We start from the raw sequence: 25,259 nt of genomic DNA, 5'->3' as shown, positions 1-25,259 counted from the left end.
GTGAACACCAAGTGACCACACAGCCAACTCACAACGAAAAGCGCCGCCCGGCGGGGACCGGGCGGCGCTCTCTCACCTCGTCACTTCAGCTTGACGTTGAAGATCGGGTTGGCGGCCAGCTTCTTGAACGAGGCCAGGCCGGCCGGGGTGCTGTCGATGCTGATGTCGCGGTTGCCCTCGTCGTCGGCCTTGGTGTCGAAGTGGACGATGGCCTTGATCGCGGGACGCTTGGCCAGCTCCGGCACCACGCTGTTGTAGACGGCGGACTTGTCGGTGTTCTTGCCGATCCGGTGGTAGCCACCCCACTCGGCGACCATGATCGGCTTGTTCTTGTGCTTGGTGGTGGCCCACTCGTAGAAGCCGGTGCCGCCGCCCGTGGGCTTACGGTCGAGCAGGTCGGCGAACGTGCCGTAGTGGTAGTAGCCCTTCTCGACCGAGACGTAGGAGTCCAGGCCGATCCAGTCGACGACGTCGTCGCCCGGGTAGAGGTCCTTCCACCAGGACTGGGCCATCCACTTCTCGTTGCCCATGTAGGCCATCACGTTCACCACGTTGTCGGCGCCCTGCTTGCGGAGACGCTCGATGGTGTGCCGGTACATGGCGGCGTAGTCCTTGGCCTCCCAGCCGGAGCCGGCGGTGGCCTTGACGTCGTTCTCGGGCTCGTGGTGGAGGGCGAGGAAGACCGGCTTGTCGTACGCCTTGATCCGCTTGGCGAACGCGTCGATCCGGGCGTCCTGCTCACCCTTGGCGACCTTGGCCCAGGTGGAGCCGTAGGCGATCTTCCAGTTCAGCAGCAGCACCCGCGGGTTGGCCGCGTCCTCGGTCATCGCGATCTCGGCCTTGGTCGGGAACGCCTCGTCACCCTTGTGATAGGTGTGGAAGATCGTCGCGGTCCGCCCGGACAGCTTCTCCCAGTTCTTGTGCTCCGCGTCACGGGGATTGCTGGTGAACCCGCCGGCCGCGCCACCCCACAGCACGCCACAGGACGGCACCAGCTTGGCGCCGGTGACACAGTCCTTGGCCGTGACCGGCGGCGTGGGCGCGGTCGCGGATTCGGTGGCGATGATCAGCTTCGGGCCGCCGCCGGCCTTGTTCTCGGCCGACTGGAAACGGACGGCGCCGTCGGTCAGCGCCGAGGACAGCGCGAGCGAGTAGGTGCCCGAGCCGGTGATCTCGGCGTTCAGGTTGAAGCCGACCCGGGTGTCCGTCGGGTACGGGGTGACCGACGCGATGGCCGGGCCCAGCTTCGGCGCGTTTGCGCCGGTCGTCTTGGCCTCGGTCCAGGAGTCGCTGACCACACGGGACACGGTGAGCTTGCCGGACGGCTTGTTCTCCGGGGTCAGGAACAGCGTCGCGCTCTTGATCTTGGTGCCCGCCGGGACGGTGAACTTCAGGAGGGCGGTCTTGGTCTCTTTGCCGATCTTGCCGACGGCGAGCTTCTCCTCCGACCCGAACACCGTGGACGTGCGGGTGCTCGAGATGTACGTGTCGTCGGCGGCCTGGATCGTGAGTTCGGAGCCGGCCGCTGACGCGGCGTTCGGCGTCACGACAACGGCGGCGGTTCCCGCGAATACGGCGGTCAGAGCTGTCAGAGACGTCGGCAGCTTGGCGCGTCGCAAAATGCCTCCCCTGGTTGTCCCGGCACGTCGTGGGCCGGGCATGGCGCCCGGGACGTCGTCGGCCGGGCATGGCGCCCGGCGGGTTGGCGGCCGGGCATGGCGCCCGGGACGTCGTCGACCGGGCATGGCGCCCAGCGGGTTGTCGGCCGGGCATCTGTCCGGCTTTTGTCTGCCGGGCATGTGAAAGAGATTCCAGGAGGGCGGTTGTGCGCCGGTGCCCGCGCAGGTGCCGGCCGGTTGCGGGTTCACCGGCCCCGATCGGGTGATCCGCTTGCACCGATCGGCCCGGGCCGGTAGCCAGAGGGGATGAACTTGATCATCGACGGCCACAACGACCTGCCGATGCGCCTGCGTGAGTGGCACGGATCGGCCGTGGCCGGGCTGGAGAAGGAACGACCACCGCTGCACACCGACCTGCCACGGCTGCGGGCCGGCGGGGTGGGCGGCCAGTTCTGGTCCGTCTACGTGCCGTCCGACCTGTCCGAGCCGGAGGCGGTCACCAGCACCCTCGAACAGATCGACCTGGTACACCGGATGGTCGCCGCCTACCCGGACGACCTCGCGATCGCCTACACGTCAGCGGACGTGCAACGGGCCATGACCAGCGGGCGGATCGCCTCGCTGATCGGCGTCGAGGGTGGGCACTGCCTCGGCGGTTCGCTCGGCGTGCTGCGCTCGCTGGCCCGCCTCGGCATCCGCTACGTGACCCTCACCCACAATCACCACACGTCGTGGGCGGACTCGGCGACCCAGGGCCCGGTGCACGGCGGCCTGACGGCCGAAGGGCGGGCGATCGTACGGGAGATGCAGCGTCTGGGCGTGCTCGTCGACCTGTCGCACGTCTCCGCGGACACCATGCGCGACGCCCTCGACGAGGCGGTCGCACCGGTGATCTTCAGTCACTCCGGCGCCCGGGCCGTCACCGACCACCCCCGCAACGTCCCCGACGACGTGCTGTCCCGTCTGCCCGCCAACGGCGGCGTCATCCAGCTCACCTTCGTCTCGTTCTTCGTCTCCGCGGCCGTCCGCGACTGGGCGCGGGCCGCCGACGCCGAATGGGAGCGCCTCGGCCTGCCGCCGCTGGCCGAGGACTGGCCGCGCGGCCCGCATCCGGACGAGGATCCGGCCCGGGTACCCACGTCGCCGATCACCGACTACGCCGACGAACCGGCCTTCCACGCGTGGCTGGCGGCCAACCCGAAGCCCACCGCCACCGTCGCCCAGGTGGCCGACCACGTCGAACACGCCCGCGAGGTGGCCGGCGCCGACCACATCGGCATCGGTGGCGACTTCGACGGAACCCTGGAGGTCCCCACCGGACTCTCCGACGTCTCCGCCTACCCCCGCCTGCTCGCCGAACTGCGCGATCGCGGCTGGTCCGACCTCGACCTGGAGAAACTCGCCAACCGCAACATCCTCCGCGCACTGCGCGACGCCGAGGAACACGCGACCGACCCACTCTGGCCCCGCTGACCCATGCGCCTGGCTCTCAGGGCTGACCCTGCTGGTCAATTTCCCCCGCCATCCGCTGTCCGTGCTATTCCGGCCCGGTGGGCGCTCACGTCGCGCCGTCCGTGTGCCCGGCCTGCCGCCATGACGCGGGTGGGCGACCACGGAAACCGTTACGTGTGTGCTGGCCGGCGCAAACGAGCCGGAGGGACGGACAGAGGACCAATTGCCCAGCAGGGCTGTCTCACCAGCGCTGAAACAGCTCTCACAGCTAGCCGGGCCACTCATGGCCCGGCGGACAGCGGCCGGCCCACTCATGGCATGGCCCGGCGGACAGCGGCCGGGCGGGCCGTGAGTGGGCCGGGCGGTTTGTGGGGTGCCGGGCCGGACGGGCGCCGGGGGAGCGAGGCCCGTCCGGTCGGCCGGTTACGGCGTCAGCAGGGAACGCAGGCGCTTCGCCTCCTGGACCAGGCGGGACGAGCCTGGTCGGGCCGCCTCCGCGGCGAGACCGGGGATCTCGTCGCGGGCGCCGATCGTGACGGCCACCTGGGTCGCCAGCTCCAGCAGGTCGGGCAGCGACCGAGGCTTGGCCGCCAACAACTCGGGCAGCGCCGCGGTGAGCAGCTCCCAGACGGCCACCGAGGCGCCGGCCCGGTGGGCGTCGGCCAGTCCGGGGACGACCCGGCTCAGCTTGACCGTGCCGTCCGAACAGAGATCGCCCAGCACGGCCCCGACCGAGCCGGCGAAGGTCGCGCCGCTCCCGGGGGTGGGGCCCTCGGTGGCGGTGACGGTGGGTCCCTCGGCGGCCGCGAGGGTCAGGAAGGCGTCGACGGCGGCGGCGCGGTCGGGCTCCTGCTTGGCGCCGAACGTGTAGGCCAGCGCCGTGACCAGGGCCGGGCCGATCGGGCCGGTGCCGTCGGCCAGCAGGGGCAGCAGCCGGCCGGGGCCCTTCTGGTCCTGGTCGGCCATCGACGCCACCTCGCCCAGCGCCCAGGCCGCGGCCGCCTCCCGATGGTGCGGCAGGACCATGGCCAGCACCTCCTCGACGCCCTTGAAGTCGTCCGGCATGTAGACCGGGTACTTCAACGGGTCGAGCGTCAGCAGCTGCCGCTCCAGGCGCAGGCCGCCGTCGCGGGACGGGCGCAGCCGGGCGGCCAGCCGGCGGGGCACCGGGGCGTCCCAGGTGTAGCCGCCGTTGGCCTTCCGGTCGCCGAACTGGGTGAAGGGCTCGCTGACCGGATCGGGCAGGCCGCCGGAGGCCAGCCACTGGGCGAACTGCCGCCCGGCGGCGGAGGTCAGCGCCGCGGCGCCGGCGGTCACCTCGGCCGGGACGGGCGTGCGAGGCAGCCGCAACAGCGCCTGCTCCAGGTCGAAGGGCCACGGCTGCCAGCCCTCCGCCTCGGCCCGGGACAGCCGCTCCAGCAGGACCGCCGGGTCGAGGCTGCCGTTCACCCGGGTCGGGGTGGCGACCAGCATCGGCATCATCGACCCGTTGAGGTGCACGGCGACCTCGGCGGCACGCAGGGCCAGCACGCCGTCGGGCCGATCGGACAGCTTCGAGTTGACGCCCCCGCGGCGGCCCTCCTGCCAGGCGACCCGCACGGCGCTGTGCAGCCGCTGGTGGGTGCTGTCGTGGCGGGGAGCGTCGATCACCATCCGGATGGCGGTGGCCAGGCAGACGAACGGCGACCCGGAGTTCCACCGGCTCTCGGAGAACCAGGCCGGGTACCGTTCCATCACCGGGCGGAGGGCGGTCGCCAGCGCGCCCCGCCCGTCGCGGGCGTGCAGCGTGACGAGCGCGGCGAGGACCCGCTCCCAGCGGACGCCGGACTGCTCGTGCAGCAGCGCCACGACCTCCTCGGCCAGCTCGGCGGCGGTCGCGATGGGCGGCGGCATCAGCGCGGGCCCGGCCGGCGGCGGCAGCGACGGCACACCGGTGGACCCGGCCACCGGGGCGGCGACGCCGAACAGCTCCGCGGCACGGGCCGGAAGGTCGCTGGCGAGGACCTGGGCGGCGTCCGCCAGCCGGGCGAGCAGCTCCGGGCCGAGGCGTGGCACCTGCTTGCCGATCAGGGTCAGCGCCCGCTCCTGGATGTCGAGGGCCGGGTGGCCGAACGCGACGGCGATCGTCTCGAACACCTCGCCGGCCCGGCCCGGCTCCCGCCGGGCCACCTTCTCCAACCAGGAGATCTGTGCCTTGACGAGCGTTTTCTCCTTACGCAGGAGAGCCGTGGCGCCGGTGTCGAGCAGCGTTTCCAGATCGAGGCGCCCGGCGTCGTCCACAGTGCGCAGAGCCCGCTGGGACAGCGCCGCCACCGGGCCGGCCCCCTCGGCGAGCATGCGCGCGTAGTCGAGCGCGTGCCCGGCGATCTCGTCGACCGTCGGCGCCAGCTCGTCGTGCAGCAGCACGAACGGGCGCAGCGCGTTGGGCTTGTCGCCGCGGACCAGCCGGTCGACGACCGCGGTCAGGATGTCCTTGCGCTCCAGCCGGCCCTCGGCGACCAGCGACACGATCGCGGCGGGAAAGTGGTGGGCGGGGCTCGGCCGGCCCTCCGGCTCACCCCACGAGGAGTGGGTGACGTCGGCGCCGAGGCCGTCCATCTCGAAGACGGCGGGCAGGAGGAGATCGAGGTACGGGTCCTCCCGCATCCGCACGTTCAGCGGGGGGCGCTTCTGGCCCCGGTCACCGTAGGACTGGAGGAGGCTGAGCAGCCAGCCGTGCACGATGCCCTCGGTGACCGGTGGCTCGACCCCGCCGGCCCGCATGACCGAGGTGGTGAACGCCCACTCCCCGTTGTCCCAGTTGTTGCGGGTCGGCAGCCGCCGGGACAGCCGGGCGCCCAGGTCGCCGAGCCAGTCCAGCTCACGTGCCAGCGCGACCGCGAGGAACCGGTCGACCGGGATCATCCGCCACATGGCCCGCAGCTCGCGGCGCATCAGCAGGGTCGCGGCCTTGGCGGCGGTGGGCGCCGTGCCGATGACCGCCAGCGCATAGCTCGGGGCGGGGTTGGTGTCCGAGCGCCACCACACATTCGGGTCGGCGCCCTTGATGCCGGCCTCGACCGCTTTGCCGAAGGCGAGCCGGTCCGCTTCGCTCGCGTGCAACAGCAGCCGCGCCACTCCGGCGTGGTCGCCGCAGCGGGCCCGCCGGTCGAGCATCTCCCAGTCGAGCCTCATGCCGTGGCCTCGACGGCGTCCTGGTCGGCGGTCTCGCCGGCGAGGACCATCCGGACGGCGAGGGCGTGCTTGCACGGGCCGCGGTCGCCACGGTGCTTGGCCCACCACGGGCAGGTGCAGGAGGTGGCGTCCCGGACGTGGTAGGTCTCGGTGCCGCTGAGCACCACCGACACCTCCGGGCCCGGGGTGACCGCCCCGGCGGCGACCAGGGCGCGGGCACCGGCCAGACGGGGATTCATCTTCTCCACGACGTCGGCCGAGTAGGGCAGCGTGCGGTGGAAATAGCCCGCCTCGGCCACGTCGTAGCCGACCCGCCCGGACGTGCCGAGCTGGGTGAGCGCGTCACGAACCCGGCGGGCGTCCAGCCCGGAGGCACCGGCGAGCGCGTCCACGTCGATCGTCGGGTCCCAGGAGAGCAGGGCGCTGACCAGGTCGGCGTCGTCGGCCGCCTCGTCACTGGCCAGCGAGTCGAGGACGGCGCCCTCGCCGGAGAAGCCCCGGTACGGCTCCGGCGACAGGGTCAGCGACAGCCGCAGCGACGGCATGCTCAGCTCCCAGGTGCTGGCGACCGGACCGCTGCCCGCCGCGACGGCCGGACCGTAGACGGCGAGGCGTGTCGCGTACCGGAGGAAGGGTTTGAGGGCGGCGAGGCGCCCGGCGCCCGGCAGGCAGACCGCGCCCGGCGTGGGCCGGGACGTGAAGCGCAGCGAGCGCCCGGCCGGAACCGCCCAGAGCACCGACTTGTCGGTGGCCGGGAGCCGGTTGAGCAGGATCCGCGCCTCGGCGACGCCGATCTCGGCCCGGGGGTCGAAGCGGGCGGTCAGCACCTGCGCCTCGGCGAAGCCCCGCAGCCAGCGCGACGGCAGCGGCACCTTCCGCTCCACCAGCTCGCCGTCGAAGGTGGTGACGGTGAGGTCGTCGGGGCCGACCGCCACGTGCATCGGGTCGGCCCGGCCGACCCGGGTGAGCGCCCGCTGCAGGGGCAGGTTGACGTCCACATTGGTGGTGCCGTGCGCGACGATGTCGCCGTCGAGGCCGGTGGGCAGCACGTCCATCCGGGCGTAGACGCCGCAGCAGCCGGAGAACGACTCGAACCGCAGCCGGTCGGAGCCGGCCGTGACGACCGGGTCGAGGCTGGCCGGCGGCAGGGGCCGGAAGTATCGGGTCCGGGCGACCTCGGCGACCGCCAGCAGGCCGGTGGCCGCGGCGCCGGGATCGGTGAGGAAGCCGGTGAAGAAGCGGGGATGCGCCGCCGGGCCACCGGAAGTCTGCAGGGTGAGGCCGTCGTCGAGGGTCGACGAGCCGAGGTACGAGTACGCCGCGGAAACCATGCCGCAGAACCTAGATGCCGGGTACGACATTTTCGAAGGGGCCGAAACGACGCGGCCGGTTCATCGGAGTGAGAAGGGGGACACCCGGGTACACCGGCCCTGGACGGGGACTAACCTCGCGGGCAGGGTGACGACCCGGCCGGTTCGCGGGTGCCGGGCACCGGTTCGTGCCACGATTTCTGCGTCGTCCAGGTTCGGAGTGGGAGAGATGAGCGAACGCGTTTCCGACAGCGCCGAGTGGCAGAGCCTTCAGGGGCTCGCCGAGAAGTTCTCGGCGGTGCATCTGCGTGACCTGTTCGGCAGCGACCCGCAGCGCGGCGAGCGCTACGCCGCCGAGGTCGCCGGGCTGTATGTCGACTACAGCAAGAACCTGGTCACCGACGAGGTGCTGAGCGCCCTGTTCGCGCTGGCCCGGCGGGCGAGGCTGGGTGAGCGGGTCACCGCGATGTTCTCCGGTGAGCACATCAACATCACCGAGGACCGCGCCGTCCTGCACACCGCGCTGCGGCTGCCGCGCGACGCCTCCCTCGTGGTCGACGGCCAGAACGTGGTGGCCGACGTGCACGAGGTGCTGGACCGGATGGGCGCCTTCGCGGAGAAGGTCCGCTCCGGGGAGTGGAAGGGCTCCACCGGCCAGCGCATCAGGACCGTGGTGAACATCGGCATCGGCGGCTCCGACCTGGGCCCCGTGATGGCGTACGAGGCGCTGAAGGACTACGCGCAGCGCGACATCGAGTGCCGGTTCGTCTCCAACATCGACCCCACCGACCTGTTCGAGAAGACCCGCGACCTGGACCCGGCCACCACCCTGTTCATCGTGGTGTCCAAGACCTTCACCACCCAGGAGACGCTGACCAACGCCAAAGAGGCGCGATCCTGGCTGCTCAAGGGCCTCGCATCAGGGGACGAGGCGGTCGCCAAGCACTTCGTGGCGGTCAGCACCAACGCCGCGAAGGTCGCCGACTTCGGCATCGACACGGCGAACATGTTCGGCTTCTGGGACTGGGTCGGCGGCCGCTACTCGCTGCCGTCCGCGGTCGGCCTCTCCGTCATGATCGCGATCGGCAGGGAGCGCTTCGCCGAGATGCTCTCCGGCTACCACGCCGTCGACGAGCACTTCCGCAGCGCCCCGCTGGAGGAGAACGTTCCGGCCCTGCTCGGCCTGCTCAACGTCTGGTACGACACGTTCCTGGGCGCCCAGTCGCATGCCGTGCTGCCCTACGCGCAGTATCTTCACCGGTTCGCCGCCTACCTCCAGCAGCTCACCATGGAGAGCAACGGCAAGTCGGTGCGCCTGTCCGGCGAGCCGGTCACCTTCCAGACCGGCGAGGTGTTCTGGGGCGAGCCCGGCACCAACGGCCAGCACGCCTTCTACCAGCTGATCCACCAGGGCACCAAGCTGATCCCGGCGGACTTCATCGGCTTCAGCGTGCCGAACCACGACATCGGCGAGATGCACGACCTGTTCATGTCGAACTTCCTGGCCCAGACCGGCGCGCTCGCCTTCGGGCGGACCCTGGAGCAGGTGCAGGCCGAGGGCACCGACCCGAAGGTGGCGCCGCACCGGGTGATGCAGGGCAACCACCCGACCACCACGATCCTGGCGGAGAAGCTGACGCCGGCGACGTTCGGGCAGCTGGTGGCGCTCTACGAGCACATCACCTTCACGCAGGGCGTGATCTGGGAGATCAACTCGTTCGACCAGTGGGGTGTCGAGCTCGGCAAGGTGATGGCCAACCAGCTGGCGCCGAAGCTGACCTCCTCCGCCGCGCCCGCCGACGACGCCGACTCGTCGACGAACACGCTGATCAAGCGGTACAGGACGCAGCGCGGCCGCTGATTTCTGTCGTACCCCGCTTCTAGGCTCAGGGTCGTGGACGTGAACACGGCCCTGAGCCTTCGGATGACCAGCCTTCTTCTCGGCCCGCGCTCCCAGCCCGACGTGCTGGGGGTCGCGGAGTGGTTCGGCGCCATGCAGGCGCAGGATCTCAACAGCATCCTCTGGTCGCTCGGCGCCCGCCTGCCCGGCCTCACCCTGCCCGAGGTGGTGGCGGCTACCGAGCGGGGCGACGTCGTGCGGACCTGGCCGATGCGCGGCACGGTTCATCTCGTCCCCTCGGCCGACGCCCACTGGATGCTCGAGCTGACCGGGGTGCGCATGCTGGCCGGCGCGGCCAAGCGGCGCGAGCAGATCGGCCTCAGCGGCGACGACGCCGAGCGGGCGGTGGAGATTCTCGGGTCGGCGCTGGCGGGCGGCGGCCGGCAGACGCGGTCCTGGTGCCTGACGGCTCTCCGGGAGGGCGGGGTCGAGGTCTCCGGTCAGCGCGGCTACCACCTGTTGTGGTTCGCGGCCCAGCGCGGCGTGACGGCCATCGCGCCCAACGAGGGGGCCGAGCAGACGTTCGTGCTGCTCGACGACTGGGCGACGAAGCGCAACGACCCGTCCCGGGAGGAGGCGCTGGCGATCCTGGCCCACCGCTACTTCCGGTCGCACGGCCCCACCACGATCAAGGACTTCGCCGGCTGGACCGGGCTGACGATGACCGACGCGCGGGCCGGGGTGGCGGCCGCCGGGCTGACGGCGGTCGACGTCGAGGGCGTGGCGATGTGGGCCGATCCGGCGGTGCTCGACGCCGGGCCGGTGACCGGTTGGTGGGCGCTGCCCGGCTTCGACGAGTACCTGTTGGGTTACAAGGACCGGTCGATGATGGCCACCGCCGACCAGCTGGCCCGGGTGGTGCCGGGCGGCAACGGCGTCTTCCAGTCCACGCTGGTGTGTGACGGCCGGGTGATGGCCACCTGGAAACGAACGCTGGGGAAGACGGCGGTCACCGTGACGGTGCAGCCGATGGCCGAATTCGATCTCGACCAGGCGCGGGAGGCCCTGGAGCCGTTCGCCGCGTTCGTGGGCCTGCCACTCAAAATTACTGTTAAGAACCCTTGATATTTACGTATGTGAACTCCAGGATGTGCTCACACGCTCGTACGTCGCCGAGGAGTTCATATGAGGCTGCGCCGGAAGTTGCTGGCCGTGGTCGTCGGAGCGGGGGTGGTGCTGGGCTCGGCAGTGGCCTTCACCGCCACCGGCAACGCGGCCGTCACCTGCTCCACGACCGTGTGGGCGGAGGGCAACACCTACACCGCGGGCGCCCAGGTCACCTACCAGTCGGCCCTGTACCAAGCGCTCGTCACCCACACGGCGCACGTCGGCGCGGGGTGGAACCCGGCCGCCACCCCGTCGCTGTGGAAGTCGCTGGGCGCCTGCACGGGCGGTGGCACACCGTCACCGTCGCCCTCCTCGTCTTCGGCGAGCCCGTCCCCTTCGGTCTCGGCGAGCCCCTCCACCTCCCCGTCGACCCCCACCCCCGGGTGCGGCCTGCGCGGCCGCCCGGCCGGCAAGGTCCTCCAGGGCTACTGGGAGAACTGGGACGGCGCCTCCAACGGCGTCCACCCCGGACTCGGCTGGATCCCGGTCAACGACAGCCGGATCACCCAGCACGGCTACAACGTGCTGATGGCCGCCTTCCCGGTGATCCGCTCGGACGGCACCGTCCTCTGGGAGAACGGGATGGACGCCGGGGTCAAGGTTCCGACCGTCGCCGAGATCTGCGCGGCCAAGGCGCAGGGCGCCACCATCCTGATGTCCATCGGCGGTGCGGCCGCCGGCATCGACCTGAGCTCCAGCGCCGTCGCCGACCGGTTCGTGGCGACCATCGTGCCGATCCTGAAGCAGTACAACTTCGACGGCATCGACATCGACATCGAGACCGGGCTCACCGGCAGCGGCAGCATCACCTCGCTGTCCACCTCGCAGGCGAACCTGATCCGCATCATCGACGGGGTGCTGGCGGCCATGCCGTCGAACTTCGGCCTCACCATGGCGCCGGAGACGGCGTATGTGACCGGCGGTTCGGTGGTCTACGGCTCGATCTGGGGCTCGTACCTGCCGATCATCAAGAAGTACCTGGACAACGGCCGGCTGTGGTGGCTCAACATGCAGTACTACAACGGCAGCATGTACGGCTGCGCCGGTGACTCCTACTCGGCCGGCACCGTGCAGGGCTTCACCGTCCAGACCCAGTGCCTCGCCAACGGCCTCACCATCCAGGGCACGACCATCCGGATCCCGGTCGACAAGCAGGTCCCCGGGCTGCCCGCCCAGACCGGCGCCGGTGGCGGTTACATGACCCCGGCCCTGGTGTCGCAGGCGTACAACAGCGTCCCGGGCCTCAAGGGCCTGATGACCTGGTCGATCAACTGGGATGGGTCGAAGGGCTGGACCTTCGGCGACAACGTCAAGGCTCTCCAGGGTCGCTGACCCCCTCCGCCACCCTTCCCGGGCCGTCCCCGGGAAGGGTGGCACCATATTGTTGACATGCGGGAAAGGGCTTTCTAGCGTTCGGATTCCATCGACAAGGAGGAATCCGATGAAGCGGCGTTCCGTGATCTCCCTACCCGCTGTGGCGCTCGCCGCCCCGCATGTCGCCGAGGCGCGGGCGGCGGCCGGTTTCGAGGGCCCGTCCGTGATCACCGGCAACCTTCCGGTCTTCCACGAGCGCCTCAGGGACGAGCTCACCTTCCCCCTCGCCTGGTCCCGCACCCGCCATCACGACTTCCGGTCCTGGAAACGCCGCGCCCGCGCCCAGTTCGAGACGCTGCTCTGCGAACCCGCCGACCACACCCCGTTCCGGCCCGAGGTCGTCGACGAGCAGCCCGCGACCGGGTACCGCCGCCGCCAGCTGATCTTCAACGTCACCCGGAACAGTCGCGTCCGCGCCACCATGCTGATCCCCGACGGCGACGGCCCGTTCCCGGCCGCTCTGCTGCTGCACGACCACGGCGCGAGGTTCGACATCGGCAAGGAGAAGCTGATCGAACCCTGGTACGACGACACCCGCCGGGCCGCCGCCCAGGCCTGGGCCGACCGCTACTTCAGCGGCCGCTTCGTCGGCGACCACCTCGCCTCCCGCGGCTACGCCGTCCTCGCCATCGACGCCCTCGGCTGGGGCGACCGCGGCGGCCTCACCTACGAGGGCCAGCAGGCGCTGGCGAGCAACCTCTACAACCTCGGCTCGTCGCCGGCCGGTCTGATGGCCCGCGAGGACGTCCGTGCCGCCGCCCTGCTGGCCACCCTGCCCGAGGTCGACCCGCGCCGGATCGCCGCGGTCGGCTTCTCCATGGGCGGTTACCGCGCGTGGCAGGTGGCCGCCCTCTCCGACCACATCGCGGCGACCGTCTCCGCCTGCTGGATGACCGGCCTGAGGGAGATGATGGTGCCCGGCAACAACACGCTGCGTGGCCAATCGGCGTTCTACATGCTGCATCCCGGCCTCTGTCGCCACCTCGACATCCCCGACGTGGCCAGCCTCGCCGCCCCGCGCCCGATGTACCTGACCGACGGCGAACTCGACCCCCTCTTCACCCCCGAGGGCATCGCCGTCGCCTACGCCAAGATGGCCGCCGTCTGGTCCTCCCAGCGCGCCGGATCCCGCCTGCGCACGAGGACATGGCCCGGCCTCGGCCACATCTTCACCGCCGAGATGCAGGACGACGCCTTCACCTGGCTCGGCGAACACCTCTAGAAACCTTCAAGATCAACTTCCAGGCCCCTTTCTGGTACGGGTGGGGCCGTCCCGTTCCTTTCAGGACAGTCCCGCCCCGCCCCGCGACCTCTCTGCCGACTCCGGCCTGTGCCGCGCCCGCCGGGCGTAGATCGGTGCTCGGGCAGGCCGGGCCCGGCCACCACTTCCTCGTGTGTCGCCGGTCACGGTCGACTCGCCGCCCCTGCTTTCGGCCGGGCTGGGCGGGTGGTCGCGGTCCTGCTTGCCGGGCACTCGCGCTGCCCGCTCCCAGCCGTGACGCCGGTCGCCCGGGCGGGTGGGTGCGGTTCCGCGCGAGTGGATGGGTGCACACGGTGGCGGTGTCGTGGTCGCCTACGAGGCATATGGCCGTGGCGGCCACGCACGCGGCGTCCTCCGTGTGCGGCCACCACGCCTTCGATCGCCTGACCGTGTGCGCCTGCCGGCGACGAATCCGGACCGTGTGCGCCTGCCCATGGTGAATCCGGACCGTGTGCGTCCGTCCATGATGGAACCGGCCGTTCTTGATCATCGGGTTGGGTGAGCGAGGCGCCGGCTTCGAGCGCACTGCGAGGCGGACCAAGACGGATCTTGAGCGGCGTTACCGTCCGGAGTGAGCAGGCCGGGAGTCTGGCGAGCACGACCGCGGCCACCGGCCAGCGCAGCCGTCGGCACCGGGGCGGCGTCCCTGATGTCGTGGGTGACCGGCGGAGATGGGCTTGATGGGCACCGAGCCTGGCCTGCCGGGCCACCGATCTACGCCCGGCGGGCGCGGCACGGGCCGGAGTGGGCAGAAGCCCGCGTGGCAGGGCGGGACTGCCCTGAATGATGCGGGGCGGGGTCAGGCGTACCGGAATGGGCTGGAAGTGGAATTTGGACCTTTCACCGTCGGCTGGGTTCCAGGGAGGGACGGTGGCGGGTGTGGCGCGGCCCGAGACGCTGGCTGGGGACCTCGATGTAGCGGTGGGTGAGCCACGAGATCCCCAGGACCACGGTCAGGTAGCCGATCGCGAGCAGGGGATCGGGCACACGGGAGCGGAGGACCGGGCCGGCCAGGTCGAGCACCACGAAGTGCACCAGGTAGACCGAATAGCTGAGCACGCCGATCCGGGCCAGCCAGTGGGGCGTACGCCGATGTCGTAGCAGCCTGCCCGCGGCGAAGGCGCCGGCGAAGGTCAGGAGGGTGAGCACCGAGCGGGTCACGTAACGCGGGGTGAGCGCGTGCAGGGCGGCCAGCTCGCCGAGCCAGACGGTCAGCAGCGCGGCCGCCACCACGGCGATCACCACGGTCGCCCGCCGCCACGACGTGCGGCCGTGGTCGGCGCGGTGGATCACCGAGCCGGCGAACATCACGGCCACGATCAGCAGGCCGTCGCGGGCGTGCGCCGGGTCCATGTCGAACAGCAGCAGGCCGAGCGCCAGCGCGCCCAGCAGCAGGCCGCCCGCGACCTGCGCCCGGCGGCGGCGGGACAGCACCCCGGCCAGCCCGGCCGCCAGGAGCACCGCGCCGGCCACCGGGATCTCGCCCAGCCGCAGCGGGACCAGCGGGGCCGTCGCCGCGCCGAGTACGGCCAGGATCACCGGGGGGAGGAGGGAACGCTGCGCCCGTACCGTGAAAAGGGTTGTCACGAGAAGGTAGAAGGCCATCTCGAAGGAGAGCGTCCAGAACACCGGCGTGACCAGCGGCACACCCAGGAGGAACGGCAGCATGGTCGCGTGACCCACGGCCGTGGAGAAGGCGTCCGCGGGCGGGTGGGCGATCACCAGGACCCCGAGCACGGCCAGGTAGAGCGGCAGCAGACGGCGGGCCCGGCTCAGCCAGAACGCGCGCAGGTCGCCGTGCCGCTCCAGCGAGGCCGGAATGATGTAGCCGCTGACCAGGAAGAACAGCATCACCCCGGCGGTGCCGGCGTGCAGCCACTCACCGGTGACCGCGCGCAGATCGGTGAAGACGAAGCGGGTCAGATGCGCATAGACCACCAGCAGTACGGCGACGGCGCGCAGCCCGTCGAGCCACGCCAACCTTGGTGCGGTCATCGGGAAAAGATAGTTGACTGACCAGCATGTCGATTTGGAGCAGTGAACTCGCCGGCAGCCTGCGTCACGACACGATCGAGTCGCGGCTGCTGCGGGACAACCCGCTCGGCGATCCGTACGTGCGGCCGCTGTGGGTCTACACCCCGCCCGGCTACGAGCAGGGTGACCAGCGGTATCCCAGCATCTACGTGATCCAGGGCTACTCGGGCCAGGTCACCATGTGGGGCAACCGGCAGCCGTTCCGGGAGCCGTTCATCGAGACCGCCGACCGGGTGTTCGCCGAGGGGCGCGCGCCGGGATGCATCCTCGTCTATGTGGATGCGTGGACGGCGTACGGCGGCTCACAGTTCGTCGACTCGCCCGGCACCGGGAAGTACCACTCCTACCTGTGCGACGAGGTGGTGCCGTACGTAGACGCCCACTACCGGACCCTCCAGAACCGTGAGTCGCGGGCCATCACCGGCAAGTCGTCCGGCGGCTTCGGCGCGATGATCACCCCGATGCTGCGGCCCGACCTGTTCGGCGCCCTGGCCACCCACGCCGGCGACGCCCTGTACGAGTACTGCTACCTCCCCGATTTCGGCAAGAGCGTCCGCTACCTGCGCGACTACGACGGCGACATCCTCGCCTGGTGGAAGGACTTCCAGTCGCGGGTGTCGTTCACCAAGGAGGAGGACATGTCGCTCTGCCTCCTGCTGGGCTGCACCGCGGCGTTCTCCGCCGACCCGGACGGCACCCCGCGGCTGCCGTTCGACTCCCGGACCGGGCAGATCAAACCGGAGCTGTGGGAGCGCTGGCTGGCGTGGGACCCGATCCGGATGATCGACCGGTACGCCGACGAACTGCGTTCCCTGCGCGCCGTCTGGATCGACGCCGGCACCCGCGACGAATGGTTCCTGGACCTGGGCGCCGAGGCGTTCCGGGACGGTCTGCGGCGGATCGGCGTACCCGAGGAGAAGATCGCGTTCGAGCTGTTCCCGGCCAAGCACGGCGGCATCGACTTCCGCTACCCGATGGCCGTCGAGTGGCTGGCGAACCGCCTGCTCAGGTGATCCCCTGCCCGCAGGCGTGGACGCCGTGTGCGCGCAGCGACCGTAGGCAGTCGTCGAGGGCCCGGCGGCCGCCGACCGCGATCGGGGTGCCGCCGGACCAGCCGGCGTGCAGCGCGAGCAGCACCGCGTGGCGCAGCTCGATCCCGGGCAGCGCGTGCCACAGCGCGGTGACCGTCGAGTCGAGGGTGTTCTCCCGGTCCGACCCCAGATAGACCGCCTGCCCGGTGTCGTCGCCTTCCAGGCGCACCGGGCCGGGGTAGGTCGGGGTCGGCACGCCCTGGACGAGCGGCCACAGCTCGTCCACCAGGGCGGTGAGGTCGGCGTCATCCCGGAAGTCCCGGCCCGGCGGCCGTGCCGGGACGAGCGGCGGCTCGTCCGAGCGGAACGGCTCCGCGCAGGCGTCACAGCGGCCGAGCAGGTGATCGGCCTGCCGGGCCATCTCGCCGCGCCGCTCCGCGCCGTGCACCACGTTGGCGAACGGGCCGTCGGCGTGCCGCGACCGCACCTCCCGCTTGACCCGGCGGGCCGCCTCGAACGCGTCCGGCCCGCGGAGGTGCAGAACCTCGGACGGTGCGCCGGTCAGATAGCGGTCCAGGAAGGCGAGGGCCAGGGGGTGGCCGGCGTCGTGGTACTCCGGCCACAGGCAGCGGACGTCGGCGGGCGACAGCGTGACCCGGTGGCGGCAGACGATCCGCAGCCCCGCCCGGGTGATCGCCCGCTCCACCGGCCCGCTCAGCCCGAGCCGCAGACAGTCCGGCTTGAGCAGCAGAAAGGCCCTGGGGTGATCCACCAGGTAAACCCTAGGGAACCGGCGCAATGTGGGTTCCGGAGGGATCCGGAACCCACATTCGCGGCTCAGCCGGCCAGGTGACCCCAGCGGTCGGCCAGCTCGTCCCAGGCGCCCTGGTCCTCGACCTGACCGCCGATCAGCACGACCACCCGGTCGGCCTGGGCCAGCGCCGCCCGCTTCGACGTCGAGCCGACCACGGTCACCCCGTGCGAGCGCAGCGCCTCCCACAGCGCGAGCTCCGTCGTCACGTCCAGCGCGGACGAGACGTCGTCGGCGATCAGCAGCTCGGTCCGTGGCGCCAGGGCCCGGGCCAGGGCCAGCCGTTGCAGCTGACCACCGGAGAGCCGGGTGCCCTTGTGCCCGATCAGCAGCTGGAGGCCACCACCGGCGGCCGCCAGGTCGTGCTCCAGCTGCGCCACCGACACCGCGTCGGCCGCGTCCACCTCGTGCCCGAGCTGGATGTTGTCGGCCACCGTCCCGGACAGCACCCGCGGCAGCTGGGCCACGTAGCCCACCTGGTTGGGCCGCAGGAACACGTGCGGCTCACCGACCGGCTCGTCGTTCCACCGCAGCTCGCCGGTGTGGTGCACGATCCCGGCCAGGGCCCGCAGCAGCGACGACTTGCCGGAGCCGACCGGGCCGACCACCAGCACCAGCTCGCCGCGGCGCACGGTCAGATCGACATCCCGTACGCCCAAGGCGCCGTTCTCGTGCACCGCACTGAAGCCGGACAGCTCCAGCGTGCGCAGCGGGTTGCGCGGCGCCGTCGGGGGCGCCGGCGCCGTCCCGGCGGAGATGTCCACCCCGGGGACCTCCGCCGTGTACTCGGAGACGCCGGTCATGGCGGCGGTTCGCCGGGTCCACACCTTCGCCGACGGGTAGTGCGACACCAGCGACGCCGTGGTCCACGCGAACCAGCGGGCCGCGCCGAGCACCGACACCGCGATCAGCGCCGCCGCCGCGGTGATGTGGCCGTTCAGGTAGAGCGCCCACGCCGCGATCGGCAGCAGACCGCTCGCGACCGACGGCGTGGACCGCGCCCACACCTGAATCGCGATCTCCCGCCGCTGCAGGTCGCTGCGAACCTCGTCGAGCCCGGCCAGGTGCGTGAGCACCGGCTCGGTCGCGCCGGCCAGCTTGACCGTGCGCGCCGCGGACAGCGACGACACCAGCGAGGTGGCGAACGCCGCCCGTGCCGCCACGGTCCGGCGGGCCGCCCGCTCCAGCCGTGGCCCGAACAGGGTCGCGGCCAGCCCGGAGAGGATCATCGTCCCGGCGAAGAGCAGCCCCGGCACGAACGACTGGGAGAACACCGTCATCGACACCAGCGCGAAGATCGCCACCGAGTTGTCGATCACGTTGTCGGCGAGCATGACCACCCGCTCGGTGTCGCCGCCCTGGGCCACCACCTCGGCCGGGGTGTGCTTGCTGACCCGGCGCGGGCCGATCTGGCCGTGCACCAGGCGCAGGCTGATCCGCAGCATCTGCCGCACCCACCACTCCGGGAACCAGGCCCCGGTGTAGTAGAGCGTCGGGATCAGCACCAGCAGCGCCGCCGCGAGCCCGAACGCCGGGTAGAGCGGGTTGCCGACACCGTCGACCACGTTGGACCACAACAGCGGCAGGATCGCCCCGTCGAACCCGAGCAGCACCAGGAACACGAAGAAGCCGCACGCGGCCAGCCCGTAGCGTTTGTCGTTCAGCGCCAGCCGGACGATCTCCCGCATGGTGCGGATGGGCGGCGGCTCGGGCAGCGCCGGCGGATCCACCGTGGGCAGCGGATTGGCCAGGGCGTCCGGGCCGAGCTCCTCCCGCATCGCGGCGTCCCAGTCGCGTTCGGCGAGCAGCACCCCGCCGGCGGCCGGCTGGGCCGCCGGGACCGACAGGTTGCTGCTGGCCATCAGCTCGGCGAAACGGCGTGACTCGCGCAGCGGCCCGGCCTCCATGACCTGACCGTCGGCGAGCACCACCACCTCGTCGCACCGCTGCACCGAGGAGAGCCGGTGCGCCACGATCACACCGATCCGGCCCTGCAACAGCCGGTCGGTGGCCCGCTGCACCCAGGACTCGGTGACCGGGTCCATCCGGGCGGTGGCCTCGTCGAGGATCACCACCTGCGGGTCGCGGACCAGGATCCGGGCGAACGCCACCAGCTGCTCCTGGCCGGCCGAGAGCTTGTAGCCGCCCTCGCCCAGCTTGGTGTCCAGCCCGTCGGGCAACCCCTCGGCCCAGGCGGTCAGGCCCAGCTCGTCCAGCGCCGCGCCGGCCCGGGGCAGCAGCTCCCGGTCGAACAGGGCGATGTTCTCCGCCAGGGTGCCGGCCAGGATCTCGGTGCGCTGCGGGACGATCGCGGTCCACCGGCGCAGACCCTCCACGCCGATGTCGTTGATGTCGACGCCGCCCAGGAAGACCGTGCCGCGGGGCACGTCCACGGCCCGGGTCAGCACCTTGGCCAGGGTGGACTTGCCGGAGCCGGTGCGACCGATCAGCGCGTACGACCGGCCGCGGGCGAAGGTGACGCTCACATCGCGCAACGCCGGGGGCCGGCCGCTGTCGGCCTCGCCGTACCGGAAGGTGAGGTTGCGGACGACCAGGTCGCCCTCGACCGGCGGGACACCCTCGACCGGCTCCTGCGGCACCTGGGTCAGCAGCTGCACCCGGCCCCAGGCGCCGAGCGCGTTCTGCATCTCGGGGACCATCCGGGTCAGGTGCTCCAGGGTGCCGCCGAAACCGAGCGCCAGCAGCCACACCGCGGTCAGGCGGGCGGCGTCGATCTGTCCCGCGTACAGCGCCCAGGCGCCGGCCACCACCAGGAAGGCGATCAGCGAGCGGGTGATCGAGCCGGCCGCCATGGTGACCCGGGCGGAGGACCGCCACACCCGGCGGCCGCGGCGCAGCACCTCGGCCGAGCGCTGGGCGAAGAGGCGCAGCACGTACGGCGCGGCCAGGCTGGTGCGCACGTCGTCCTGCCCGTGGATGGCCTCCTCCATCACCGCGGCCAGATCGGACCAGGCCTCCTCCTCGGCGATGCGGACCGGGCCGATCCGCTGGATCGGCTTGTTCATCACCGTGAACAGCAGCAGGCTGACCAGGATCATCGCGATCGCGGCCGGCCACCAGACGAAGAACGTGGTCAGCACCGAGAGGGAGGCCACCGCCACGGACTGGGCCAGGCGCACACCGCTGCCGCGCAGCTCGGCGCCGACCTGGTAGACGTCCGAGTCGATGCGGTCGAGCAGCTCGCCGACCGGGGTGTTCTCCAGGGTGGGGATGTCCTGGCCGAAGGCGACCCGGTTAAGGCGGCGGCGGGCGCGGGCCGCCCAGTCGGCGGTCAGGCGGGCCGCCAGCAGGCCGACGATGACGTCGCTGAACACCGAGGCGACGAGCGCGGCGGCCAACACGGTGAAGAGCGGGCCGGACCGGTCGACGAGGACCGGGCCGGCCAGGGCTAACGCACAGGCCGAACCGGACGCGCCGAGCACGATCAGGAAGCCGACGAGAGCGGTGCGACTTCGGCTTGTGGCCCACAGGTCGCGGAGCAGGCGCATGAAGAGTCCTCGGAACGATAGGGGTAGGCGGCGGTGCTCCCATCCTGCTCGGCGGGGAGACGGTGGCTCAACGGGTTTATTCCCGGCATTCCGCCCGCGCCGTCACGGTCGAGTCAGGACACTCCGGCTGGTCCTGAGCGCTGTCCCACGGCCGTTGAGACAGCCGTGGGAGCCGGCCGGGGTCAGACGGTGCCGGCGGCGAGCAGGGCCGCGGTCGGGACGGCGAGGATGCCGTCGGGGCCGCGGTAGGGGGCGGTGCGCCGCTCGAACTCCTGGCGGACGCGGATGGCGGTCGGCTCGTCCTGGGCGGCCAGGATCAGGCCGGTCAAACCGATGCCGGCGGCCGGGCCGGACCACCAGGCGGCGGCGTCGATGCGCATGGTCCAGGAGATCGTCGTGCCGGTCACGCCGGTCAGGCCGGCTCCCGCCAGCAGGGCGGTCAGGCCCGCCTGGTCGCGGCGGAAGTCCAGAGCCGGGTCGAGGCGGGGCAGATCGGCCGGGCGGACCGCCCCGGCGGCGTCGAAGATCTCGTCCCAGAGGCGCTGGGCCTCCGGCTTCGGGTGCGGCCAGATCGTCACGGCGATCCGGCCGCCGGGACGCACCACACGCCGCATCCCGGCGATGGCGGCCGCCGGGTCGCCGACGTGGTTGATCACGAAGTTGGCGACCGCGGCGTCGAACGTGGCGTCCGCGAACGGCAGCTCGGGCAGGATCGCCTGCCGGACCTCGGCGCCGGGCACCCGTTTCGCCGTCAGCTCCACCATGCTCGGCTCGGCGTCGACGGCGGTGACCCGCGCCCCGCGCGCGTCGGCCAGCCCGGCGACCGTCCCCGAACCGGTGCCCACGTCCAGCAGCCGGAGCCCGGCCAGGTCACGGTCACCGGCGGCGGACAGGAGGGCGGGGGCGGTGTGGCCGCACAGGTGGGCCATGGTCTCGTTGAAGATCTCGGCCTGGCCCGACCACATGGAGCGTTCGAATTCGTCGAAGGAGGACGGCCTCACGACGCGGACCGCAGGGTCAGCAGGGTGATCTCGCTGGGGGCGAAGACGCGGAACGGCGGGCCCCAGAAGCCGGTGCCCCGGCTGGTGTAGAGCTGGGTCCGCTCGGAGTGACGCGACAGGCCCTGCAGGGCCGGCTGGTCGGTGCGGACGAGGTAGTGGAACGGCCACATCTGGCCGCCGTGGGTGTGGCCGGACAGCTGGAGGTCGATGCCGTGGGCGACCGCGTCCTTGATCTGCTGCGGCTGGTGGGCCAGCAGCAGGACGGGCAGCGACGGGTCGGCGCCGGCCAGGGCGGCCTCGTGGTCGGTGCGGTGGCCGGGCAGGCCGGAGCCGCCGGCCGTGCGGTCGTCGACGCCCGCCACGACCAGCGAGTCGCCGTCCCGGGTGACCACGACGTGCCGGTTGTGCAGGGTCTCCCAGCCCAGGTTCTCCATGTGCTCGACCCAGCCCAGGGCGCCGCTGTGGTACTCGTGGTTGCCGGTCACGTAGACCCGCGCGTGGCGGGCGCGGACGTCGGCCAGCGGGGCGGCCATCTCGAGCCGCTGCTCGACGGTGCCGTCGGCGATGTCGCCGGTGTGCGCCACGATGTCCGCGTCCAGCGAGTTGATCACCTCGGTGACGCCGCGGGACCAGGCGGCCCGGTCGATCGGCCCGTAGTGGGTGTCGGTGATCAGCACCACGCGCAGCCCGTCGAGGCCGCGGCCCAGCCGGGGCAGCGTCACCTCGACCTCGCGCACCCGGGAGACCCGCATCGCCTCGCGGTGGCCCCAGAGCAGCAGACCGGTGGAGATCACCAGCACCAGGCCGGTGACCACCCGGGAGCGCAGCGGGTCGGCGACCCCGGCGGCGAGCAGGGCCAGCTCGAACAGCTGCCCGAGCGCCGACCAGGTGAACAGCACCCAGATCACGCCGAGCAGCGTGTCGGCGATCCGCGCGGCCCGGTCGTCGTGACCGCCGTGACCCCGGAACATCAGCCACGGGAACAGCGCGACGACGGCCACGAACAGCATCGTGCCGGCCGCGGCGACCACACCGGGCCAGTCGTTGCCGGACCAGAACAGGGTCACCAGCGGGACGCCGAACAGCAGCCCCAGCACCACGAACAGGATCACGCCGAACCGGGCGACCCGTGGGCCACGCCTGCGCGGCTCGGTCTCGACCGCCTCATCCACCGACATGAGGGCAAGCATGCCACCCGGGTACGACAGGACCTGAGAACAGGCTCAGGCGAGGTCGACGATCAGGTCGGCCCGGTCCCGGGTCGCCGCGATCAGGCGAGCGTTGCGCTCGTCGGTGCCGGTCGCCCACGCCTCCGCCGCGTCCGGGGTCTTGCCGAACCGGATGTGCCGGTCGATCAGCCGGCGCAGGCGAACGCGATCGTCCAGGTCGGTGTACCAGACCTCGGTCAGCAGGGTCCGCACCGGCGCCCAGCGGGGCTCGTCGAGCAGCAGGTAGTTGCCCTCGGTCACGATCAGGCGGGCGGACCGGGGGACGCCGATGCTGCCGGCGATCGGCTGCTCCAGGACCCTCTCGAACCCGGGCGCGTAGATCATCTCGTCCCGGTCCTCGTGCAGGCGCCGCAGCAGGCCGGCGTAGCCGTACGCGTCGAAGGTGTCCGGGGCGCCCTTGCGATCGCGCAGGCCGAGCCGGTCCAGCTCCACGTCGGCGAGGTGGAAGCCGTCCATCGGCACGTGCGCCACCCACCCGGGGGCCGCCAGGGCCGCGACCAGCTCGGAGGCGAGGGTGGTCTTGCCGGCGGCCGGCGGCCCGGTGATGCCCAGGACCGCGCGCCGCCCGTCACCGGCCAGGCTCCGGGCCCGTTCCACGAGGGCGGGGAAGGTCAGCGTCATGGCCCGACCGTACCGGTCGGTCTTCTGGTCGGATCTCCGACTGAGCCGCCCCGGTGGACCTCCCTGCCGGAGAGTGTGTCGGAGGGACAAAACGACTACACGGGGGTTTAGTTGATCATGTTCCGGTCCCGTCAGGCTGTCGTCGTGGCCGTTGTCGGGCTGTTGTCCGGCGGAAGTCTGATCCGGGCCGCCGAGCCGGGGCCGACGGCGCCGGTGCGCCCGGGGGTGGAGGTCGTCGCCCATGGGCTGGACAATCCGCGGGGCCTGGCGTTCGGGCCGCGGGGTGAGCTCTACATCGCGGAGGGCGGTCGCGGCGGCCCCGGGCCCTGCCGTGCCGATGCCCGGGGACGAACGTGTTCCGGGAGATCCGGGGCCATCACTGTGGCCGGGTTCGGGCGGCAGTGGCGGGTGGAGGCGGGACTGCCGTCGGTGGCCTCCCCGGCCGGGGCGTACGCGCTCGGCCCCTCGGACGTCACGGTCACGGCGGAGGGCGACCCGGTGCACACCGTCCGGCGGGACGGCGGCCCGGCGCCGCGGGCCGGGATGGCGCAGGTCAACCGGCGCGGGGCGGTGCTGGCCGACCTCGGCGCCCAGGAGACCCCGGGCGATCCGGTCGCGGTGCTCGCCACCGCGCAGGGCTACCTGGTCGTGGACGCCGCCGGCGACGCCCTGATCCGGGTCGGCCGGCGGGGCCGGGTGCAGACGATCGCCACGTTGCCGCAGCGCACACCGGCCACCGAGGCCACCTCGGTGGCGGAGGGACCGGACGGTGCCTACTACGTCGGTGAGCGGGCCGGCCGCATCTGGCGGATCGAGCCCGGCCGGGACCCGCGGATGTACGCCTCCGGCCTCCGCGGCGTCGTCGACCTGGCCTGGTCGCCGTCCGGGGACCTGTACGTCCTGGACGGCACCGACCTGCTGCGCCTGGGCAGGCGGGGAACGCGGACGGTGGTAACGGCCGGCCTGACCGCCCCGGGCGGTCTGGCACTACGTGGCCGCGACGCCTATGTGTCCACCTGCGCCACGTGCGGCGGCACCGGCGCTGTCCTCCGTATCCGGCTGTAGGCCCGGGCCACCGATCTCCGCCCGGCGCTCGCGGCAAAGGCCGGAGGGGGCAGGAGATCGCGACGGTGAGCGTACGAAGGAATGGTCTTAAGAAAGCTGGTTGAGGCCCAGGCGGAGGCCGGTGACGCCGGCCGGGGAAAGCGGCCGTGCCGTGGCCCGGGCCAGGTCGGAGCGGATGCCGGCCGGGAGCTCGTCGCCGAGCGCGCAGAGCGCCGGGAAGAGGTCGAGCACCTGCCGGTGGCTGAGCGCGCCGACACCGATGAGCAGGCCGTTCAGGGCGGTGGTGCTGCGGGCGAGGTCGTCGCAGAGCTCTCGGCGCCAGGACGGGTCGTGGATGTGGTCGGGGAATTCCCGGGCGATCCGGTTGCCGGAGGGCGCGCGCAGCCCGGCGATCCCGGTCTGCCGGAAGCGGGCGACCGGGGGAGCGAGCCGGCAGGCGATGCCGAGGCGGCGGGCCAGCTGGGGCACGGTGAGCACGTCGAGGCCGGAGGCGCACCGCTCGCAGAGGCGTTCGTAGGTGGTGGAGTGGATGACCGAAGCCGGGCGCTGGCAGGCTCCGTCGAGCCCGCAGATCGGGTCGAGGATCACCTCGGTGAGGGTGCCCTCGTTGTCGAATCGGCCGACGGCGAAGTAGGTCGCCGGGGCGGTGCGGTAGTGGGCCAGTGCGGCGCGGGCGCTGACGTAGCCGTCGGGTTCGACGCCGATGCGTGGCACACCGCTCTCGGTGTGCAGCTGAATGAGGCGGAACATGGTGCGCGCTC

General features: G+C 72.1%; 17 protein-coding genes. 7 read left to right on the top strand and 10 right to left on the bottom strand.

What is annotated here, in order from left to right; genetic code table 11:
- Nucleotides 1-80: 80 nt before the first annotated feature.
- On the bottom strand, nucleotides 81-1,547 hold the full coding sequence (locus tag IEZ13_RS07530; protein ID WP_229794534.1) for a CBM96 family carbohydrate-binding protein: 1,467 nt from the start codon (nucleotides 1,545-1,547) through the stop codon (nucleotides 81-83).
- Nucleotides 1,548-1,925: 378 nt separating this feature from the next.
- On the opposite strand from IEZ13_RS07530, the gene IEZ13_RS07525 reads away from it, so the two are divergent.
- On the top strand, nucleotides 1,926-3,092 hold the full coding sequence (locus IEZ13_RS07525) for a dipeptidase (RefSeq protein ID WP_183219005.1): 1,167 nt from the start codon (nucleotides 1,926-1,928) through the stop codon (nucleotides 3,090-3,092).
- 402 nt (nucleotides 3,093-3,494) lie between these two features.
- On the opposite strand, the gene IEZ13_RS07520 is transcribed toward IEZ13_RS07525, so the two are convergent.
- Both IEZ13_RS07520 and IEZ13_RS07515 read right to left on the bottom strand, forming a co-directional pair.
- Nucleotides 3,495-6,245, bottom strand: a complete 2,751-nt coding sequence (locus tag IEZ13_RS07520; protein ID WP_183219004.1) for a DUF6493 family protein — start codon at nucleotides 6,243-6,245, stop codon at nucleotides 3,495-3,497.
- Nucleotides 6,242-7,576 carry an SWIM zinc finger family protein gene (locus IEZ13_RS07515; protein WP_183219003.1) on the bottom strand — a complete coding sequence of 445 codons (1,335 nt, stop codon included), beginning with the start codon at nucleotides 7,574-7,576 and terminating at the stop codon, nucleotides 6,242-6,244. The genes IEZ13_RS07520 and IEZ13_RS07515 overlap by 4 nt, the downstream gene beginning before the upstream one ends.
- A gap of 208 nt (nucleotides 7,577-7,784) precedes the next feature.
- Between IEZ13_RS07515 and pgi the strand changes: the two genes are divergently transcribed.
- From pgi to IEZ13_RS07495, 4 genes are all read left to right on the top strand, one after another.
- On the top strand, nucleotides 7,785-9,416 hold the full coding sequence (gene pgi / locus IEZ13_RS07510) for a glucose-6-phosphate isomerase (protein WP_183219002.1): 1,632 nt from the start codon (nucleotides 7,785-7,787) through the stop codon (nucleotides 9,414-9,416).
- A gap of 33 nt (nucleotides 9,417-9,449) precedes the next feature.
- Entirely contained in the window at nucleotides 9,450-10,520 is a 1,071-nt protein-coding gene (locus tag IEZ13_RS07505; RefSeq protein WP_229794533.1) for a winged helix DNA-binding domain-containing protein, read from the top strand.
- Nucleotides 10,521-10,580: 60 nt separating this feature from the next.
- Complete coding sequence (locus IEZ13_RS07500) at nucleotides 10,581-11,894, top strand: carbohydrate-binding protein (RefSeq protein ID WP_183219001.1); 1,314 nt, start codon at nucleotides 10,581-10,583, stop codon at nucleotides 11,892-11,894.
- A 109-nt stretch (nucleotides 11,895-12,003) separates the two neighbouring features.
- Nucleotides 12,004-13,158: a dienelactone hydrolase family protein gene (locus IEZ13_RS07495; protein ID WP_183219000.1), complete on the top strand. Its 1,155-nt coding sequence runs from the start codon at nucleotides 12,004-12,006 to the stop codon at nucleotides 13,156-13,158.
- Between the two features lie 879 nt (nucleotides 13,159-14,037).
- On the opposite strand, the gene IEZ13_RS07490 is transcribed toward IEZ13_RS07495, so the two are convergent.
- Complete coding sequence (locus IEZ13_RS07490) at nucleotides 14,038-15,192, bottom strand: acyltransferase family protein (RefSeq protein ID WP_183218999.1); 1,155 nt, start codon at nucleotides 15,190-15,192, stop codon at nucleotides 14,038-14,040.
- Nucleotides 15,193-15,218: 26 nt separating this feature from the next.
- Between IEZ13_RS07490 and IEZ13_RS07485 the strand changes: the two genes are divergently transcribed.
- The gene (locus IEZ13_RS07485) at nucleotides 15,219-16,244 is read left to right on the top strand and encodes an alpha/beta hydrolase (RefSeq protein ID WP_183218998.1); all 1,026 of its coding nucleotides are present in this window, start codon (nucleotides 15,219-15,221) and stop codon (nucleotides 16,242-16,244) included.
- Here IEZ13_RS07485 and IEZ13_RS07480 read toward each other — a convergent pair.
- From IEZ13_RS07480 to IEZ13_RS07460, 5 genes are all read right to left on the bottom strand, one after another.
- On the bottom strand, nucleotides 16,237-17,034 hold the full coding sequence (locus IEZ13_RS07480) for a nucleoside-diphosphate kinase (protein ID WP_183218997.1): 798 nt from the start codon (nucleotides 17,032-17,034) through the stop codon (nucleotides 16,237-16,239). The genes IEZ13_RS07485 and IEZ13_RS07480 overlap by 8 nt on opposite strands.
- Nucleotides 17,035-17,099: 65 nt before the next feature.
- Entirely contained in the window at nucleotides 17,100-20,582 is a 3,483-nt protein-coding gene (locus IEZ13_RS07475; RefSeq protein WP_183218996.1) for an ATP-binding cassette domain-containing protein, read from the bottom strand.
- A 182-nt stretch (nucleotides 20,583-20,764) separates the two neighbouring features.
- A complete protein-coding gene (locus IEZ13_RS07470) occupies nucleotides 20,765-21,583 on the bottom strand; it encodes a class I SAM-dependent methyltransferase (RefSeq protein ID WP_203833724.1) in 819 nt (272 codons plus the stop codon).
- Nucleotides 21,580-22,761 carry a metallophosphoesterase gene (locus IEZ13_RS07465; RefSeq protein WP_183218995.1) on the bottom strand — a complete coding sequence of 394 codons (1,182 nt, stop codon included), beginning with the start codon at nucleotides 22,759-22,761 and terminating at the stop codon, nucleotides 21,580-21,582. The genes IEZ13_RS07470 and IEZ13_RS07465 overlap by 4 nt, the downstream gene beginning before the upstream one ends.
- A 45-nt stretch (nucleotides 22,762-22,806) precedes the next feature.
- Nucleotides 22,807-23,433, bottom strand: a complete 627-nt coding sequence (locus IEZ13_RS07460) for a nucleoside/nucleotide kinase family protein (protein WP_183218994.1) — start codon at nucleotides 23,431-23,433, stop codon at nucleotides 22,807-22,809.
- A gap of 144 nt (nucleotides 23,434-23,577) precedes the next feature.
- Between IEZ13_RS07460 and IEZ13_RS07455 the strand changes: the two genes are divergently transcribed.
- Entirely contained in the window at nucleotides 23,578-24,498 is a 921-nt protein-coding gene (locus IEZ13_RS07455) for a ScyD/ScyE family protein (RefSeq protein WP_183218993.1), read from the top strand.
- A gap of 87 nt (nucleotides 24,499-24,585) precedes the next feature.
- On the opposite strand, the gene IEZ13_RS07450 is transcribed toward IEZ13_RS07455, so the two are convergent.
- Nucleotides 24,586-25,248 (bottom strand): hypothetical protein, encoded by a 663-nt coding sequence (locus tag IEZ13_RS07450; RefSeq protein WP_183218992.1) that lies wholly within the window; start codon nucleotides 25,246-25,248, stop codon nucleotides 24,586-24,588.
- Between the last annotated feature and the right edge of the window lie 11 nt (nucleotides 25,249-25,259).

Origin of the sequence: Actinoplanes campanulatus (assembly GCF_014647795.1) — a bacterium.
GTDB lineage: Bacteria > Actinomycetota > Actinomycetes > Mycobacteriales > Micromonosporaceae > Actinoplanes > Actinoplanes campanulatus.
This window is presented reverse-complemented; position numbering and strand designations above follow the sequence as displayed.

Excerpts from the sequence above, each read along its gene's own strand:
- IEZ13_RS07525 (WP_183219005.1), top strand. The coding sequence starts at position 1,926 with ATGAACTTGATCATCGACGGCCACAACGACCTGCCGATGCGCCTGCGT.
- IEZ13_RS07520 (WP_183219004.1), bottom strand. The coding sequence starts at position 6,245 with ATGAGGCTCGACTGGGAGATGCTCGACCGGCGGGCCCGCTGCGGCGAC.
- IEZ13_RS07515 (WP_183219003.1), bottom strand. The coding sequence starts at position 7,576 with ATGGTTTCCGCGGCGTACTCGTACCTCGGCTCGTCGACCCTCGACGAC.
- pgi (WP_183219002.1), top strand. The coding sequence starts at position 7,785 with ATGAGCGAACGCGTTTCCGACAGCGCCGAGTGGCAGAGCCTTCAGGGG.
- IEZ13_RS07500 (WP_183219001.1), top strand. The coding sequence starts at position 10,581 with ATGAGGCTGCGCCGGAAGTTGCTGGCCGTGGTCGTCGGAGCGGGGGTG.
- IEZ13_RS07495 (WP_183219000.1), top strand. The coding sequence starts at position 12,004 with ATGAAGCGGCGTTCCGTGATCTCCCTACCCGCTGTGGCGCTCGCCGCC.
- IEZ13_RS07490 (WP_183218999.1), bottom strand. The coding sequence starts at position 15,192 with ATGACCGCACCAAGGTTGGCGTGGCTCGACGGGCTGCGCGCCGTCGCC.
- IEZ13_RS07485 (WP_183218998.1), top strand. The coding sequence starts at position 15,219 with ATGTCGATTTGGAGCAGTGAACTCGCCGGCAGCCTGCGTCACGACACG.
- IEZ13_RS07475 (WP_183218996.1), bottom strand. The coding sequence starts at position 20,582 with ATGCGCCTGCTCCGCGACCTGTGGGCCACAAGCCGAAGTCGCACCGCT.
- IEZ13_RS07465 (WP_183218995.1), bottom strand. The coding sequence starts at position 22,761 with ATGTCGGTGGATGAGGCGGTCGAGACCGAGCCGCGCAGGCGTGGCCCA.
- IEZ13_RS07460 (WP_183218994.1), bottom strand. The coding sequence starts at position 23,433 with ATGACGCTGACCTTCCCCGCCCTCGTGGAACGGGCCCGGAGCCTGGCC.
- IEZ13_RS07450 (WP_183218992.1), bottom strand. The coding sequence starts at position 25,248 with ATGTTCCGCCTCATTCAGCTGCACACCGAGAGCGGTGTGCCACGCATC.